General features: G+C 69.3%; 17 protein-coding genes and 1 tRNA gene. 7 read left to right on the forward strand and 11 right to left on the reverse strand.

Annotated features, from left to right (window positions below; genetic code table 11):
* A complete protein-coding gene (locus C7444_RS04585; protein WP_110399652.1) occupies positions 1-1395 on the reverse strand; it encodes a cytochrome ubiquinol oxidase subunit I in 1395 nt (464 codons plus the stop codon).
* 69 nt (positions 1396-1464) lie between these two features.
* Complete coding sequence (locus C7444_RS04590) at positions 1465-2034, reverse strand: GbsR/MarR family transcriptional regulator (protein WP_110399653.1); 570 nt, start codon at positions 2032-2034, stop codon at positions 1465-1467.
* Positions 2035-2202: 168 nt separating this feature from the next.
* Between C7444_RS04590 and C7444_RS04595 the strand changes: the two genes are divergently transcribed.
* Together C7444_RS04595 and C7444_RS04600 are read left to right on the forward strand one after the other, a co-directional pair.
* A complete protein-coding gene (locus C7444_RS04595; protein ID WP_110399654.1) occupies positions 2203-2592 on the forward strand; it encodes a DUF2946 family protein in 390 nt (129 codons plus the stop codon).
* 99 nt (positions 2593-2691) lie between these two features.
* A complete protein-coding gene (locus C7444_RS04600) occupies positions 2692-3519 on the forward strand; it encodes a Crp/Fnr family transcriptional regulator (protein WP_110399655.1) in 828 nt (275 codons plus the stop codon).
* A 49-nt stretch (positions 3520-3568) separates the two neighbouring features.
* Here C7444_RS04600 and C7444_RS04605 read toward each other — a convergent pair whose 3' ends face one another.
* The 3 genes from C7444_RS04605 to C7444_RS04615 all read right to left on the reverse strand — a co-directional run bounded on the left by C7444_RS04605 (position 3569) and on the right by C7444_RS04615 (position 5474).
* Positions 3569-4039, reverse strand: a complete 471-nt coding sequence (locus C7444_RS04605; protein ID WP_110399656.1) for a copper chaperone PCu(A)C — start codon at positions 4037-4039, stop codon at positions 3569-3571.
* Between the two features lie 69 nt (positions 4040-4108).
* On the reverse strand, positions 4109-4612 hold the full coding sequence (locus tag C7444_RS04610; protein ID WP_110399657.1) for a copper chaperone PCu(A)C: 504 nt from the start codon (positions 4610-4612) through the stop codon (positions 4109-4111).
* 289 nt (positions 4613-4901) lie between these two features.
* A complete protein-coding gene (locus tag C7444_RS04615; protein ID WP_110399658.1) occupies positions 4902-5474 on the reverse strand; it encodes a phasin family protein in 573 nt (190 codons plus the stop codon).
* Between the two features lie 181 nt (positions 5475-5655).
* Between C7444_RS04615 and C7444_RS04620 the strand changes: the two genes are divergently transcribed.
* The 4 genes from C7444_RS04620 to C7444_RS04635 all read left to right on the forward strand — a co-directional run bounded on the left by C7444_RS04620 (position 5656) and on the right by C7444_RS04635 (position 9954).
* Positions 5656-6591 (forward strand): histone deacetylase family protein, encoded by a 936-nt coding sequence (locus C7444_RS04620; RefSeq protein ID WP_110399659.1) that lies wholly within the window; start codon positions 5656-5658, stop codon positions 6589-6591.
* Between the two features lie 124 nt (positions 6592-6715).
* Positions 6716-7417: a nitroreductase gene (locus C7444_RS04625; protein WP_110399660.1), complete on the forward strand. Its 702-nt coding sequence runs from the start codon at positions 6716-6718 to the stop codon at positions 7415-7417.
* A 125-nt stretch (positions 7418-7542) separates the two neighbouring features.
* Complete coding sequence (locus C7444_RS04630) at positions 7543-8958, forward strand: sodium:proton antiporter (RefSeq protein WP_110399661.1); 1416 nt, start codon at positions 7543-7545, stop codon at positions 8956-8958.
* A gap of 15 nt (positions 8959-8973) precedes the next feature.
* Positions 8974-9954 (forward strand): 2-hydroxyacid dehydrogenase, encoded by a 981-nt coding sequence (locus C7444_RS04635; RefSeq protein WP_110399662.1) that lies wholly within the window; start codon positions 8974-8976, stop codon positions 9952-9954.
* A gap of 88 nt (positions 9955-10042) precedes the next feature.
* On the opposite strand, the gene C7444_RS04640 is transcribed toward C7444_RS04635, so the two are convergent.
* Entirely contained in the window at positions 10043-10834 is a 792-nt protein-coding gene (locus C7444_RS04640; protein ID WP_110399663.1) for a fumarylacetoacetate hydrolase family protein, read from the reverse strand.
* A gap of 50 nt (positions 10835-10884) precedes the next feature.
* Positions 10885-12039 carry a tyrosine-type recombinase/integrase gene (locus C7444_RS04645; protein WP_375136902.1) on the reverse strand — a complete coding sequence of 385 codons (1155 nt, stop codon included), beginning with the start codon at positions 12037-12039 and terminating at the stop codon, positions 10885-10887.
* Between the two features lie 139 nt (positions 12040-12178).
* Between C7444_RS04645 and C7444_RS04650 the strand changes: the two genes are divergently transcribed.
* Positions 12179-13204 (forward strand): DNA-binding protein, encoded by a 1026-nt coding sequence (locus tag C7444_RS04650; RefSeq protein ID WP_170130631.1) that lies wholly within the window; start codon positions 12179-12181, stop codon positions 13202-13204.
* 434 nt (positions 13205-13638) lie between these two features.
* Here C7444_RS04650 and C7444_RS04655 read toward each other — a convergent pair whose 3' ends face one another.
* The 4 genes from C7444_RS04655 to C7444_RS04670 all read right to left on the reverse strand — a co-directional run bounded on the left by C7444_RS04655 (position 13639) and on the right by C7444_RS04670 (position 15572).
* Positions 13639-14370 (reverse strand): DNA/RNA non-specific endonuclease, encoded by a 732-nt coding sequence (locus C7444_RS04655; protein ID WP_110399666.1) that lies wholly within the window; start codon positions 14368-14370, stop codon positions 13639-13641.
* Between the two features lie 206 nt (positions 14371-14576).
* Positions 14577-14653, reverse strand: a tRNA-Pro gene (locus tag C7444_RS04660).
* A gap of 56 nt (positions 14654-14709) precedes the next feature.
* Positions 14710-15201: a MerR family transcriptional regulator gene (locus tag C7444_RS04665; RefSeq protein WP_110399667.1), complete on the reverse strand. Its 492-nt coding sequence runs from the start codon at positions 15199-15201 to the stop codon at positions 14710-14712.
* Between the two features lie 35 nt (positions 15202-15236).
* Positions 15237-15572 (reverse strand): integration host factor subunit alpha, encoded by a 336-nt coding sequence (locus tag C7444_RS04670; RefSeq protein WP_110399668.1) that lies wholly within the window; start codon positions 15570-15572, stop codon positions 15237-15239.
* Positions 15573-15583 lie beyond the last annotated feature (11 nt).

Below are 15583 nucleotides of genomic sequence, written 5' to 3' on the forward strand. Positions count from 1 at the left end.
TCAGTGCACCTGGGCGGTCGGGAGGGCAGGGGAGGCATCGGCGATGCCGGCGTGTTCGTCGCGTTCGGCCGGCAGCTCCAGCGGCTTGCCGGCCATGTGGTGCAGCACGCCGATGTAGGACAGCAGCAGCGCGCCGTAGACCGTCAGGTAGAGCACCAGCGTCAGCGCGACGTGGGCCGGCGGCGTGGTCGAGGCCACCTCGGCGGTGTGCAGCAGGCCGAAGACGATGAAGGGCTGGCGGCCGATCTCGGTCACGTACCAGCCCGCCACCGTGGCGATCCAGCCGCTGAAGGTCATCGTGGCCAGCAGCCACAGCAGCGGGCGCGGCAGGCGCTCCACCGCCCCGCCGCGACGGCGCAGCCACCAGCAGCCCGTCCAGCTCGCCATCAGCATCAGCAGGCCGATGCCGACCATGATGCGAAAGCCGAAGAACAGCGGCGCGACCGGCGGATGCGCCCCCACGAAATCGTCCAGTCCCCGGATCTCGCCGTCGCGGTCATGCCGCAGGATCAGCGAGGCGCCTTTGGGGATGCCGATCTCGAAGCGGTTGCGCCGGGCCTGCTCGTCGGGGATCGCGAACAGCAGCAGCGGTGCGCCCCGCTCGGTCTGCCACACCCCCTCCATGGCGGCGATCTTCTGCGGCTGGTGTTCCAGCGTGTTCAGCCCGTGCAGGTCGCCGACGGCGATCTGCAGCGGCACCAGCAGCGCGGCGGCCGTCAGCCCGAAACGCAGCACCGGGGCGGTGCTGAGGTTGGCCCGCCCGCGCAGCAGCTGCCAGGCGCTGAGTCCTGCCATCAGGAAACTCACCGTCAGCGCCGACGCCAGCAGCATGTGGGCCAGGCGATAGGGAAAGCTGGGGTTGAAGATCACCTCGACCCAGCGCTCGACGAAAAACTCGCCCCCCTCGATGCGGTGGCCCGCCGGGGTCTGCATCCAGGAGTTCAGACTCAGGATCCAGAAAGCGCTCATCGTCGTGCCGAAGGCGACCAGGAAGGTGGCGATCAGGTGCACCCGCTCGCTGACCCGGCCATGGCCGTAGAGCATCACGCCCAGGAAGGTCGCCTCGAGGAAAAACGCCGTCAGCACCTCGTAGCCCAGCAGCGGGCCGGCGATGTTGCCGACCTTCTCCATGTAGCCAGGCCAGTTGGTGCCGAACTGGAAGCTCATCGTCAGGCCGCTGACCACGCCGAGCGCGAACGTCAGCGCGAACACCTTGGTCCAGAAGCGGTAGGCGCCCAGCCAGGCCTGCCCGCCGGTGCGCAGCCAGCGCCACCGGAAGAACAGCAGGGCCCAGCCCATCGCGATGCTCAGGGTCGGAAAGAGGATGTGGAAGGTGATGTTGGCCGCGAACTGCACGCGCGCGAGCATCAGCCCGTCCAGGGCTGGACTGTCCATGGGAACCTCGATGGAAGATGGAAAAAGGGCAGGAAAGAAAGCCCGCGGCGCCCGGCCGCCGGGCCCGACTCAGTCCGGGGTGTTGCGGCCGACGCCCGGCAGCTTGATCTGCCCGGTGAACTCCAGCAGCCGGCCGACCTTGGAGCCCATCTTCATCAGCTGCGAGAGCGTCCTGGGGTCCAGGTGCTGGACCTCGTCGAACCAGGTGCTCAGCATCTCGATGAGCTCGTGCATGCCGCGCATGCGCTCCTGGGCATGGCGGTCCTCGTCGGTGCTGGTCGGCTCCAGCAGCGCGTTGCGCAGCATGCTCAGCGTGGGCTCGACCTCACGGCGGCGGCGCTCCTCGGCCAGCGTGCGGAAGATCTCCCAGGTGTCGGCGGGCGCCTCGAAGTAGTCGCGCCGATCGCCCGGCACATGGCGCATGCGCACCAGCCGCCAGGACTGCAGCTCCTTGAGGCTCATGCTGACGTTCGAGCGGCTGATCTCCAGCGCCTCGGTGAGCTCGTCGGCGTTCAGCGGCTTGGGCGAGATGAAGATCAGCGCATAGATCTGGCCCACCGTGCGGTTGATGCCCCAGCGGCTGCCCATCTCGCCGAAGTGCGACACGAAGCTGCGGACCAGCGGACTGAGGGGGTGCATGCGAGGCTCCTGTTTGATCTGGAGCAGACTATATCCTGAAATTTCAGTAATTTCTGAAATTACAAATGACCATGATGACGAATGGGGTGGACTGATCACGATCAAGGAGCGCACGCGGCGTGCTGGCGCAGAGTGAGGCAACATGTCGGGATGCACGCCCCACCGGTCATGAGCCTGCGGCCCCGCCGCCACCGCCTGCTGGCGTGGCTGGCCCTGCTGGCCGCGCTGTGGGGCGCGGTCTCGCCGACCGTGTCCTGTGCGCTGGCCGTCGCCGCCGGTGTCGACGTGGTCGAGGTCTGCACGTCCTTCGGGGTGAAACGTGTGGCGGTGTCGAGCCCGGTGCCGCCCGACCCGGACCATGGCAGGGTCTCCGACCCGATCGCCCACTGCGGCTACTGCGTGGGGGTGGCACCCGGTGGCGCCGTGCTCGCGCCGTCGCTGCCACCGGCACCCTGGCACGCGGCCCGGCTGGCGGCTTCAGGGGACGTCGGCGGAGCGCTCGCCTCCGCGGCCTGGCATCTGCGGCCCTCGCGTGCGCCACCGATCCACGGTCACTGACCCTTTGCTGTCCGTGCCCATCGACGCCCCAGTCGGTGAATGACGCCAGCCAGGCTGACGGTGTACGTCACGCCGTTTTCAGCCGGCTCAGGAGATACCGTGGATTCTTCCGTTTTCAGCCCGTTCGGGCCTGCCGCGGCACGATCGTGCCTTCCTGTCGACCTCGAGACCGCCGACGCCCGAGCGGCCCGCACGCTGACCTGGCGCTCGATCGAGCGCGCCAGCGGCCTGGATCTCGAGACCCAGCACTTCCCGCGTGGCACGGCCATCGTCTCGAGGGGCGGGTGGCACAGCCCCGGGCGGGTGATCGCCGGTGCGATCCGCCTGGCGCCGCCCGGCCTGGGGGCCGAGCATCTGGTGCTGGCCCTTCCGGGCGATCTGGTCGGCATCGAACTGCTGACGGGCGAGCGTGGCCAGCTGGACGCGATCGCGCTGGTGGGCACGACGGTCGAGTGGCTGCAGCCCCAGGCACTGAAATCCGATGGGGTCGCCCTGGTGGCGGCGCTGCAGGCCCGCCAGCATCACCAGGCCGTGTTCGCGCAGTTGCGGCACGGCCCGGTGGCTGAGCGGGTGCTGCAGTTGCTGCGGGTGATCACGCTGTCGATGCAGGCCCGTGGCCGGGCGATCGATCCGGTCCGCATCCGTCAGGCGGTGGGTGATGGGGGACCCGGTGCGCCGGCCTGCGAACTGCCATCGCTGGCTGACATGGCCGACGTCATCGACAGTGCGCCGGAGACGGTCAGCCGCGTGATCTCGGCCATGCGTCGGCAGCGCTGGCTGATCGATGTGCCCGAGCGGTGCCACGACCGCCAGCGGCTCGACCCGACCGGCCGCCGGGTGCGTCTGATGCCCAGGCTGTGCCAGCCGGCCCCGCACCTGCCTCCCGGCATGACCCGCAGCAGGACGTCGACGACCGCGGGCATCTGAGGCCGGCCGGGCCGCGGCGGCGCGGCCCGGCCGGCCAACTCGCCAAGGCTCAGTGGCCCTTGTGCTCCATCATCGGCTGGCCGCCCAGGGCCCGCACCGGGGCCTTGACCTCGAGGGTCTGGCGCTGGCGGTCCCGGCCCTCGAGCACCAGCGTCAGCGGCACGCTGTCACCGGCCTTCAGCGGCTGCTTCAGGTCCATCAGCATCACGTGGTAGCCACCCGGCTTGAGCTCGACGGCCTTGCCTGCCGGCAGGTCCAGCCCGGGCACGGCCCGCATGCGCATGACCTGGCCGTCCATGGCCATCTCGTGGATCTCGACCACGCCCGCCACCGGGGAGGACACCGACAGCAGTCGGGCGTCCCCCGGCGAGGTCAGCTGCATGAACGCGCCGGTGGCCTTCTGCTGCATCGCCGTCGCACGCACCCACGGGTCGGCGACCTGAACCTGGGCCTGGGCCGCACCGGCCAGACCCAGGGCCAGGACCAGAGCCGACGGCACGGCGGAAAGACGGAATTTCATGGCATCACTCCTGGAGCGGTAAAGGGTTCGGAAAATCGGATCCGGCCTCGGCGAGGCCAGTCCCTGCGTTCAATGCGCGTGTCCGCTGTCGGGGGCGCGGCGCGCCTGCACCCATACCTCGACCTCGACGGCACCCCCGCGCTCGAATTCCAGCACCAGTGGAAAGCGGTCGCCTTCCTTCAGCGGCCGTTTCAGGCCTTCGAGCATCAGGTGGTAACGGCCGCTGCCCTGGCGCATGGGCAGGCCGGTCCCGGCCGGCAGATCCAGGCCGGGCAGCGCGGACATGCGCATCACCTCGCCGTCCATGCGCATCTCGTGCACCGTCACCCGGGCGGCGACCGGCGTGCGGCCGCCCTTGAGTCGGTCGGCGTGGGCCGAGCGGTTGTCGAGATGGCGGAAGTAGACCGCACCGGTGCTGGCTCCGGCGGGTGTGGGCACGGCGTAGGGGTGATCGATGCGCACCTCGCCGGCGCGGGATCCGTGAGCGTGCAGGGCGGGTGTGCATGGCAGCAGGCCGCTCAGGGCCAGAGCGCCGATCAGGGTGCGGCGCGGGTTCGAGAACAGGACAGGCATCCTCGCAGCCTATCAGCACCGTCCCGGGACGAGGTGGCCGCCGCCCGGCGGGACAGACCGAATTGATCGCCATCATGGCGGATGCGGCAGGGGGGACACGGAAGAAAGCACAGGCGAAAAAAAACCCGATGGCAGCACCACCGGGTTCAAGGGTACCGTGAAAACGAGTTTCAGCAGGGTACCGAGGAGACAACCAACACGTGGTGCGCGCTCGCAGACACCACGTTCAGGACAGATGCGACGGAAGTTGAAAAGTTCAACGGTCGCACCGTCTCAAGATGTATCGGTCTCAGGCGGCGGCCGGCGCGCGACGCACCTTCGGTGCGGCGGCGGAGGCAGCTTCGGCGGCCTTGGTCGCGCTCTGGGTGATGGCTTCGAAGTTGGCTTCGGCGGCACCGACGGCCTGCTTGGCGGCCTTCTGGACATTCTCCAGGGCGGTGTTGGCGGCGGTCACGGCCGACTTCACGATGGCGACGGCGTTCTCGCTGCCGGCCGGTGCGTTCTTGGCGGCGGTGTCGACCAGCGTCATCAGCTTCTGCTGGGCCGCGGCGATCTGGGCTTCGGCCAGCTTGGTCACTTCAGCTTGCGTGCTGGTGGCGATCTCGTAGACCTGACGGCCGTAGGACGAGGCCTTTTCGGTCGACGGCTGCAGCAGGGCCGATTGCAGGGCCAGCACTTCCTGGGCGTCCTTGGCCGCCAGCAGCGCCTTGGCGTGTTCGGTGGACTCGCCCAGCGTGGCGCGCACGGCCTGCAGGTTCAGCTCGACCAGCTTTTCCACGCCGTCGAAGGTCTTCTGCGACAGTTCGAACAGGGCTTCGAGGTTGGCCTTGCTGGATTCGGCGAATTGTTCGGGGGTGATCATGTGAAAGCTCCACTGAGTTGAGATACTGGAAAGGTGACCGGCGCACAACGCCGGTCCGAGACGCATCAGATCGTTCTTGTCTTCTGTTTGCTGCACTGCAACATGATCTTCAGTATAGTCCTCGCACCCGGCAGATCCATGACATTGCTGCAATGCAGCAATCTTTAGAGTTTAAACTCTAATGCGCGCCTTCCACGCCGATGCTTCCGTGCGCCAGCTGCCCCCTGGTCACCGCTTTCCGATGCACAAGTACCAGCTGCTGATGGAGCAGGTGCAGGCCAGCCTGCCCGACGTGAGCTTCACGCTGGCCGAGCCGGCCAGCGAAGGTGAACTGGCGCTGGCCCATCACCCGGACTACGTGGCGGCGGTCTTCGAGGGCCGACTGTCGCGGGAGCAGCAGCGGGCCATTGGTTTTCCGTGGACGCCCGAGATGGTGATGCGCTCGCGGCGCAGCGTCGGTGCCACTGTCGCCGCCGCCCGGGCGGCGCTGCACGAGGGGGTGAGCGCCACGCTGTCGGGCGGCACCCACCACGCCAGCGCCGACGAAGGCGGTGGCTACTGCGTCTTCAACGACCTGGCGGTGGCCGCACGCCTGATGCAGGCCGAGTGGATGCGCCTGAGGCGCCAGCCGCTGCGGGTGGCCATCGTCGACCTCGACGTGCACCAGGGCAATGGCACCGCATCGATCTTCCGTGACGACCCGTCCGTCTACACGCTGTCAATGCATGGCGAGAAGAACTTTCCCTTCCGCAAGGTGGCCGGCGATCTGGATGTCGACCTGCCCGACGGCTGCACCGACGGGCCTTATCTCGAGGCGCTGGACCGTGCGCTGGCGCAGCTCTGGGCCGCCCATGCCGGGCAGCCGCCCGGGCTGCTGCTCTACCAGGCCGGGGCCGATCCGCACGAAGGCGACCGGCTCGGGCGGCTGAAGATCAGCGCGGCCGGCCTGGCCGAACGCGATCGGCGCGTGCTGGCCGCGGCCCGGGAGCGGGACATCCCCGTGGTGGTGACGATGGGCGGCGGTTACGGGCACGTGATCGAGCACACCGTGGCCGTCCAGCTGCAGACCTATCACGAGGCGCACGCCAGCTGGCAGGCGTGGGCTCGGCGGCTGTAAAGCCCCGCAAACCCGAAGCCGTGGCGATGCTGCGGCGCGCCAATAATCGGGCAACGCCGTGACGCGAACCGCTGGCCGGCCTCCGTGTCCTGAAGTCCTGAAGCACGCCCTGGAGCCCCATCCCATGACCGACCCGTCCCCGCAGAGCACCGCTGCCGTCGATGCCGCCATCACCTCGCGCCGCTCGATCCGGGCTTTCCTGTCCACGCCGGTGCCCGAGGAGACGATCACCGAGATCCTGCGTGTGGCCGCGCGGGCGCCCTCGGGCACCAACACCCAGCCGTGGAAGGTGCATGTGCTGACCGGTGCCCCCCTGGCCGCGCTGTGCGAGCGCCTGCTGGCCGCCCACGCCGACCCGGCATCGGCCACCCTGCACAGCGAGGAATACGCCTACTACCCGACCCGCTGGGTGTCACCCTACATCGATCGCCGCCGCAAGGTCGGCTGGGATCTCTACGGCCTGATGGGCATCGCCAGGACCGACAAGGAGCGCATGCACCACCAGCATGGCCGCAACTACCGCTTCTTCGATGCGCCGGTCGGCCTGATCTTCACCATCGACCGGGTGATGGCCCAGGGCTCGTGGCTGGACTACGGCATGTTCCTGCAGAACATCATGACCGCGGCCCGCGGTCGTGGCCTGGACACCTGCCCGCAGGCGGCCTTCACGCCTTATCACCGCCTGATCGCCGAGCAGCTGGCCCTGGACGGGCAGGAGATGGTGGTCTGCGGCATGGCGCTCGGCCATGCCGACCCCGAGGCGATCGAGAACACCCTGGTCACCGAGCGGGCGCCGGTCGGTGAATTCACCACCTTCCACCGCTGAGCCGCCGGTCGCTCGTCAACACCACGTACGGGCCCGCTCGGAGCCGGACGGGCCCGGCTTGCCGGTAACATCAAAAATCAAGAGCGCCCGGCACGTCGCGGGGCGTGACGTGGCAAGGAACGTGGATGAATCTGACCCGAGCGGGGCGCCTGGTGCTGGCGGCCCTCCTGACCGGCCTGCCGCTGATGGCGCAGGCCGCCGACCTCGACGGGGCATCCCTGCCGGCCTGGTGGGGCGTGCCGTTCGCCGGCATCCTGCTGTCGATCGCGCTGTGTCCGCTGCTGGTGCCGCAGCTCTGGCACCACCATTACGGCAAGATCGCCGCCGGCTGGGCGCTGGCCCTGCTGCTGCCGTTTGCCGTGGTGCATGGCGCCGGCGTGGCCGGGGCCACGCTGGTGCACGCGCTGGTGGCCGAGTACCTGCCGTTCATCATCCTGCTGACCGCGCTCTACACCGTCGCCGGCGGGATCTACATCCGCGGCAACTTCCATGGCAGCCCGGGCTTCAACTGCCTGCTGATGCTGATCGGCGCCGCGCTGGCCAGCGTGATGGGCACGACCGGGGCGTCGATGCTGATGGTGCGCCCGCTGATCCGGGCCAACGACAACCGCCGCCATGTCGCCCATGTCATGGTGTTCTTCATCTTCATCGTCAGCAACGCCGGCGGCTCGCTGACGCCGCTGGGCGATCCGCCGCTGTTCCTGGGTTTCCTGAAGGGGGTGGATTTTTTCTGGACGGTGCGGCATCTGTTCCCCGAGACGCTGTTCCTGATCGGCTCGCTGCTGGCGATCTTCTGGCTCATCGACACCTGGACCTACCGCCGCGAAGGCGTGACACGCGCCGACCCGACGCCCGACGACCACCGCTTCGGCATCGAAGGCCGCGTCAACGGCCTGCTGCTGCTGGCCGTGGTCGCGCTGGTGCTGATGAGCGGCACCTGGAAGCCGGGCATCAGCTTCGACATCGCCGGCACGGCCGTCGGGCTGGAGCAGCTGGTGCGCGACGCCGCGCTGATCGGCGTGACCGGGCTGTCGCTGTGGCTGACGCCCCGTGCGGCCCGTGAGCAGAACCAGTTCAACTGGGCCCCGATGGCCGAGGTGGCCAAGCTGTTCGCTGGCATCTTCCTGACCATCGCCCCGGTGCTGGCCATGCTCAAGGCCGGCATGAACGGACCGTTCTCGTCCATCGTCAGCCTGGTCACCAGCGCCGACGGCCAGCCCATCCCGCTGATGTATTTCTGGGCGTCCGGGCTGCTGTCGTCCTTCCTGGACAACGCGCCGACCTACCTGGTCTTCTTCAACCTGGCGGGCGGGGATCCGGCCACGCTGATGGGCACGCTGGCGCCGGTGCTGGCCGCCATCTCGGCGGGCTCGGTGTTCATGGGGGCGAACAGCTACATCGGCAACGCGCCGAACCTGATGGTCAAGGCGATCGCCGAGGACCGCGGACTCAAGATGCCCAGCTTCTTCGGCTACATGGCCTGGAGCGCGCTCATCCTGGTGCCGCTGCTGGTGGTGATGGGCGCGGTCTGGTTTGGCTGATCGAGGAGGAATGCGATGAACCGACCTTCGGTGCTGGTGGCCCGGCGCGTGTTTCCTGGTGTCGTCGAGCGCCTGCGCGCGCACTTTGACGTGCAGACCAATGACGATGACGTGCCCTGGGGCCGTGAGGAGCTGATCCGGCGGCTGCAGGGCCGGGATGGGGTGTTCGTGACCACGGGCGAGCCGATCGACCGGGTGCTGCTGGCGGCCTGCCCGCAGCTGCGGGCGGTGTGCTCGATGGCCGTGGGCTACAACAACATCGACGTGGCGGCCTGCACCGAGGCGGGGGTGCTGGTGAGCAATGCGCCCGACGTGCTGACGGAGACCACGGCCGACTTCGGCTTCGCGCTGATGATGGCGGCGGCGCGGCGCATCACGGAGAGCGAGCGGTTCCTGCGCCGGGGCGAGTGGCGGCAGTGGTCGGCTGACTTTTTCGTCGGCGCCGACCTGCACGGCACGACGCTGGGCATCCTGGGCATGGGGCGCATCGGCCAGGCGATCGCCCGGCGCGGGGCGCTGGGCTTTGGCATGCCGGTGCTGTACCACAACCGTTCACGGCTGGCGCCTGAGCGGGAGGCGCCGCTGTCGGCGCGCTGGGTGGGCCTGGACGAGCTGCTCGCGCAGGCGGATCACCTGGTGATCGTGGTGCCGTATTCAGCCGCCTCGCACCACCTGATCGGGGCGCCGGAGCTGGCGCGCATGAAGCCCACCGCGACGCTGACCAACATCGCCCGAGGCGGGGTGGTCGATGATGCCGCGCTGGCGGCGGCGCTGCGTGACGGGCGCCTGGCCGCCGCCGGGCTGGATGTCTTCGAGGGGGAGCCGAGCGTGCACCCGGACCTGCTGGGCGTGCCCAACGTCGTGCTGACCCCGCACATCGCCAGCGCCAGTGGGCCCACGCGCCTGGCGATGGCCCACCTGGCCGCGGACAACCTGATCGCGGCGCTGACGGGCCAGCCCCTGCCCACCGGGCTGAACCCGGCGCCGCGCGCCTGAGGCGGCCGGCCGCCCCGGACCCCGTGCGGGGCGGGCCTGCTGGTGCTTGGTCTGCCGGTGCTTGGCCTGCCGGTGCCGGGCGCGACCGTCAGAGCGTGAAGCGCACGGGCGCCAGGCCGTCGAACCGCAGTTCGACCTGGGCGCCTCGCTGCACCGGCGTCAGGCCGGTCCAGGTGCCGGTGGTGACGATGGTGCCGGCGGGCACGGTGTGGCCGTGGCGGGTCAGGTGGCGCAGCCAGGCGGGCAGGCCCCAGGCCGGCTCACCCAGCGGGTGGGTGCCGGTGAAGACGGCGGGGGCGCCCCCGTCGATGCGCAGCGCACAGCGCTGCTGCGACCAGTCGCGCTGGCGATCGACCGGCATCCAGTCGCCCAGCACCAGCGCGCCATGGGACTGCGCGTCGGCCAGTCGCAGCAGCGCGGCGGCCTGCGGCTCGGCCGCCCAGCGCGAATCGACCACCTCGACGGACGCGCACATCGCGTCCACCAGCTCCAGCGCCGCGGCGGCGGTCAGGTCGGCGGCCTGGTCGGGCGTGACGGCCGTGCCCAGGCGCAGCGCGATCTCGCCCTCGAGGCCGGGGCGCCAGAGCGGCCAGTCCGCCAGCGAGGCCGGGGCGCCCGCCACGCTGGGGCGCACGCCGGCCGGGGCCAGCGGTGCATGGGTGAGCGTGGCCGCGCGGGAGCCGGCGCCCGATTTCCAGTGCGTGGGCAACGCGTCGGCGGCCCACCATCCGAGGCCCTCGCCGACTTGCTGCTGCACGCGGTAGGCGGCCTGCGCGTCGGGAAGGGCATCGGCCCAGTCGGGCCCGGCGAGGGGGTGCTGGCGGCGTCGAGCCTCGATCAAGGCGTCGATCAGATCGTTGGGGGTCGGGGTGCGGGTCATCGGCGTGCGGACGGGTGAAAGAGGACGGGCGAGAAAGAAGACGGGCGCCATCATCCCCGACGTCGCCCGCTCGGGGGCGGCTCGTCGATCGGGTCCGGGGCGCCCGCGGGGCGATCCAGCAGGCTCGAGGCCCGCCCGGGCTGCGCGCCGGCACGGAAATAACTGACCACCGTCGCCACCGAGGCGTGGCCGGTCAAGGCCATGGTCTCGCCCAGCGGGATGTTCTGGTGGCCGGCTTCCGTGACGAAGCCCGAGCGCAGCGAGTGGGCCGAGAAGTCCTCGGGCAGCCCCGCGAGCGCACAGCGCTGGCGCACGATGTCGCGCACCGCGGCCGGGCTCAGCGGCTCGGCCACGAGGTCGCCGCGGCGGATGCGCCGGAAGATCGCGCCCTCGACCACGCCGCTGGCCTGCAGCCAGGCGGCCAGCGCCTGCGCGGCCACCCCGACGACCGGCTTGCGGTTGTCGGGCCGGTCGCGTCCGGCCTGGTTGGTCTTGGAGTGGTTGAGGGTGTAGAGGTAGCTGCCGTCGGCCTGGCGGCGCACGTTGGCCAGCGTGGCGGCGGTCACTTCCGATCGGCGGCGCCCGCCGCTGGCCCAGGCGAACAGCAGCAGGGCGCGGTCACGCCGGCCGCGCAGGGAGTCGTCGCAGGTGTCGAGCAGGGCCTGCAGCGGCTCGCGGGTGAGGGCGGGCTTGCGCTGGGGCAGGTCGCCGCGGCGCGCGTAGGCGCGCCGGGTGCGCGACAGCAGGTCCTTGAGCTGCGGGTCCTGGCAGGGGTTGGGCAGGCCCTTGATCTGGTGGACCTTCGACAGCACGCTGATGCGGTGCGACAGCGTCGTCAGGGCGGGGGCGCCCAGGCGCGACTTGAAGCCCCCGTCGACGAGGGCCCGGTCGATCGCGGGCGGCAGTTCGCTGACCGGCCCCTGGGGGGTGCTGCGCTGGGCGTGATCGACCACGAACTGCAGCAGCACCGGCACGGCGACGGGCAGGGCGATGGCGCGCCGGTAACGCATGGTGTACCAGGCGGCCCAGTAGCGCAGGGCCGTCTGGTAGCTGCGCAGGGTGTTGGGCGATTCGCCTTCGCTGAGCAGGGCGCGCAGGGCCTCTTCGGCCATCGGCCCCAGGGCCTCGGGCGACAGGGCGTCGACCTCGCTCCAGACCGACTCCGGGGCGGGGGATGGGAGGTCCCAGGCGTCATCGAGGGCCAATGCGGTCTTGTTTGTATGTTTTATTATGTTTGCCATGCGATATGATACACCTTCTTGTCGTTTACCAACGATAAGACTCTATTATCGTGACCAGACTGCCGGCGATGGAGCAGGGCAGTGATGGATGAAGGAGAACCCCATGGATCACCTGCCGCGTGGCGCCCGAGGCATCACCGAGACCGATGTCTGGAACGCCGCCGATGCGCTGCTGCTCGAGGGCGCACGCCCGACGATCGAGCGGGTGCGCATGAAGATCGGGCGCGGCTCGCCCAACACCGTCAGCCCGCACCTGGACACCTGGTTCCGCCACCTGGGTCAGCGCATCCAGGATCCGGGCGCGTTTGCCGCCGTGCCCGAGGTGCCGGATCCGGTGCTGCAGGCCGCGCGGCATTTCTGGGAAACCGCTCTGGCCACGGCCCGGGCCGAGCACCAGGCCGCGCTCGACGAGGCCCGTGGGCAGATGCAGGAACAGGTGGAGGCCGCCGTCTTGCGCGAGGCCGAGGCCCGGGGCCTGGCCGACCGGGCCGGCCAGGCCCTGGCGAGCACCACGACCGAGCTCGAGCAGGCGCGCACGGCCCTGGATCAGCTGCGCCTGACCCAGGCCGCGGACCTGGCGCGGCTGGACGCCGCGCAAGCCCGTGGTGCGGCGCTGGAGCAGCAGATCGAACAAATGGACGCCCATCAGCGGGCCGAGCGCACGGACCTGCAGCAGGCGGTCCGCCAGGCCGAGGACCGGGCCGCCGCCACCGAGCGGCGTGCGGCGCTGGACATGGACCGCGAGCGCCAGGCGCGACTGAAGTCCGACAAGCGCGCGGAGACCCTGGAGGCGCGCCTGGAGGCGCAGTGGCGCGAGGCCTCGGCGCAGCAGCTCGCCCTGACGCAGGCCATCGCCCGGCTCGAGGCCGAGTCGGGCCAGCAGCGTCAGCGCCTCGCCGACCAGGCCCTCACCATCGAAACCGGGCAACTCGACCTGAGCACCCAGCGCCTCGCCTTCGACCAGCTGCGCAGCGATCGTGACGGCCTGGCCGCCCAGCTGGCGACGCTGCAGGGGGTGATGCAGCAGCTGGGCTCCACGCCCGCCGCACGGGCGCGCTCGCTGCGCCGGATGGAGCGCCAGCAACGCCAGCAGGCCCATGTGCCCGCGGACGCGGGCATGGACACCTGACGCTGGCGATCGGCTGCGCGGATGCCGACATCGGGCAGCCCGCCATCCACCTCGCGTTCGGTTGCTCAAGGTCGCCGGGATGAATCCCCGTCCCGGCGAGCGGCTGCTTGTTTTATGGATCGAAAATCCGAACGTCTTGGCTTTCGAGTCGCATTCTTTAATGCATGACGATGTTTCTTATGTCAACTCACGCTGCTCAACTTGCCTGTGAGACTTGCGGAGGCAACGTTCGCGCAGTTCCCGCGCCGGCTGGGTGATCACGCCGCGCGCCGAGGGCTTGCGGACCTTGCCTGGCTCGTCAGTTCATCGGTCAGAACGGGTTGAGCGGGTTCGTCGCCACTGCAGCCGATGCTCGGCGCCGCCAGCGAAGCTCGGCCTTGAGCCCGCCAGCTCAAATGCCGCACGCGCTCACGCTGCATCTGACCTCCTCCTCCTCAGTCGCGAACCTCCACGCCCGGCAGCAATTCCATCCCCGTGCGCTCGACCAGCGCCTGGTACGTGATCGGCCGGGAGAGCCTGGCTGCATCGGTGTTGTCCACCCAGTACGCCCAGGCGCGGCCGCCAGCCTGGTCATAGACCAGCTTGAACAGGTGCGCCGGCACCCAGACCTGGCTGGCGCCGATCGTCTGCACCGGCTTCGTGAACACGGGGCCCGTGAAGACGTAGACCGGTCCGCTCGCCCGCATCACGAACCTGCGTGTGGCCTTCTCGACGCTGGCCCAGGTGTGCCGGTTGTTGTGACGCGCCTGCGGCACCATGTTAGCCATCGAGAAGCTCTGTGCCATCGCCTGTGCCGTGGGCATGTCCGCCGCGGGCGCCATGTGCCCGCGGTCATAGCCCGAGTCCCGGTAATCATCCAGTTGGGCACGATCGGCTCGCGGCAGGCGGGCTTCCGGATAGAACCGGTTCGTCCGCTCCTCGTCCTGGGCCTGGGTCACCTGCTCCCGCGTCAGGCGCTCGACGGTCAGCACGGGGGTCTTGGTCCGGCCGGAGTGCAGCGAGACGAAAGCGTCGAAACATACCTCCCTGAGTTGCTGGTGCAGCGAAGACGAAAACTTCGGCAGGACCCTGGGATAGAACTGCGGGCATCGGGATTGCGCGGCGACGGGGCCGGCGATCACCCAGCCCAGCGTGGCAAGCACCACCAGACGGGAAAAGGAACGCACGTGCGAAGAGTTTCAGATGACTTCGGGGCGAGACCCTGGCAAGCCCGCTCAACTTCACGCTCACCTGCGCGGCCTCTCGAGGCCCACCCAGGCATCGGCGGCTTGATGCGCGCGATGTCTCATCGCCCGATGAAGCGAGTGAGTGGCCAGCGGCAACCCCGGAAACAGAAAAGCCAGCTCCTTGTGAGAGCTGGCTTTCGAATAAATGGTCGGGACGGTGGGATTCGAACTCACGACCCCTTGCACCCCATGCAAGTGCGCTACCAGGCTGCGCTACGCCCCGACTGAGACTCACATTGTATGTCGATATTCGACATCAATGCAAGAGTTTTTCAACAATCATTCATCTGCCGCCAGCAAGGCCCGGATGGACAGCAGTTCTTCGCGCACCGAGCGCCGGCTGGCGGGCACGGCCGGAACCGGCTTCGGGGTGGCCGCGGCGCTGTTCGCCAGTGAAGGCGGCATGGCAGCACCTTCACTGGCGATCGTGCGAGCTGCCGCGGAGACGGTGAAATCACCACCTTTCGGCCCGGATGTGCCCTCCTCCATCACGAGGCGGTCTGCCGACGGCAGGCCACCCGGTTCGCTCAGGCGATTGCGGGCCCCGCTGATGGTGAAACCCTGCTCGTAGAGCAGGTCGCGGATGCGCCGGATCAGCAGCACCTCGTGGTGCTGGTAGTAGCGGCGGTTGCCTCTCCGCTTCATCGGCCGCAGCTGGGTGAACTCCTGTTCCCAGTACCTCAGGACGTAGGGCTTGACGCCGCACAGCTCGCTGACCTCACCGATGGTGAAGTAGCGTTTGGAGGGAATCTCGGGAAGCGAATTTTCCATTGCAAATCAATGAGATTTGATGGCCAAACTCGACTTTACTCGAAGTCGCCCGGCGACGGAGCCTCACCTTGCACGACGGCCTTGAGTTTGTGGCTGGCATGGAACGTGACCACGTTGCGGGCCCGGATCGGGATGGCTTCGCCGGTGCGCGGATTGCGCCCCGGCCGGGGCGCCTTGCGGCGCACCTGGAAGTTGCCGAAGCCCGACAGCTTGACGTCGTCACCCTTGACCAGCTCGTTGTGGATGTTGTCGAAGAAGGCTTCGACCATGTCCTTGGATTCGCGCTTGTTCAGTCCCAGCCGCTCGAACAGCAACTCGGCCAGTTCGGCCTTGGTCAGCGTGGGGGTCTCGATGCTGGGAAGTCGTTCCATGCTTGTCCTGT

This window comes from Sphaerotilus hippei (assembly GCF_003201595.1).
In the GTDB taxonomy this organism is placed as follows: domain Bacteria; phylum Pseudomonadota; class Gammaproteobacteria; order Burkholderiales; family Burkholderiaceae_C; genus Sphaerotilus; species Sphaerotilus hippei.

Excerpts from the sequence above, each read along its gene's own strand:
- C7444_RS04605 (WP_110399656.1), bottom strand. The coding sequence starts at position 4,039 with ATGAAATTCCGTCTTTCCGCCGTGCCGTCGGCTCTGGTCCTGGCCCTG.
- C7444_RS04640 (WP_110399663.1), bottom strand. The coding sequence starts at position 10,834 with ATGACCCGCACCCCGACCCCCAACGATCTGATCGACGCCTTGATCGAG.
- C7444_RS04595 (WP_110399654.1), top strand. The coding sequence starts at position 2,203 with ATGAGCCTGCGGCCCCGCCGCCACCGCCTGCTGGCGTGGCTGGCCCTG.
- C7444_RS04630 (WP_110399661.1), top strand. The coding sequence starts at position 7,543 with ATGAATCTGACCCGAGCGGGGCGCCTGGTGCTGGCGGCCCTCCTGACC.
- C7444_RS04610 (WP_110399657.1), bottom strand. The coding sequence starts at position 4,612 with ATGCCTGTCCTGTTCTCGAACCCGCGCCGCACCCTGATCGGCGCTCTG.
- C7444_RS04650 (WP_170130631.1), top strand. The coding sequence starts at position 12,179 with ATGGATCACCTGCCGCGTGGCGCCCGAGGCATCACCGAGACCGATGTC.
- C7444_RS04590 (WP_110399653.1), bottom strand. The coding sequence starts at position 2,034 with ATGCACCCCCTCAGTCCGCTGGTCCGCAGCTTCGTGTCGCACTTCGGC.
- C7444_RS04585 (WP_110399652.1), bottom strand. The coding sequence starts at position 1,395 with ATGGACAGTCCAGCCCTGGACGGGCTGATGCTCGCGCGCGTGCAGTTC.
- C7444_RS04665 (WP_110399667.1), bottom strand. The coding sequence starts at position 15,201 with ATGGAAAATTCGCTTCCCGAGATTCCCTCCAAACGCTACTTCACCATC.
- C7444_RS04635 (WP_110399662.1), top strand. The coding sequence starts at position 8,974 with ATGAACCGACCTTCGGTGCTGGTGGCCCGGCGCGTGTTTCCTGGTGTC.
- C7444_RS04625 (WP_110399660.1), top strand. The coding sequence starts at position 6,716 with ATGACCGACCCGTCCCCGCAGAGCACCGCTGCCGTCGATGCCGCCATC.
- C7444_RS04615 (WP_110399658.1), bottom strand. The coding sequence starts at position 5,474 with ATGATCACCCCCGAACAATTCGCCGAATCCAGCAAGGCCAACCTCGAA.
- C7444_RS04620 (WP_110399659.1), top strand. The coding sequence starts at position 5,656 with ATGCGCGCCTTCCACGCCGATGCTTCCGTGCGCCAGCTGCCCCCTGGT.
- C7444_RS04670 (WP_110399668.1), bottom strand. The coding sequence starts at position 15,572 with ATGGAACGACTTCCCAGCATCGAGACCCCCACGCTGACCAAGGCCGAA.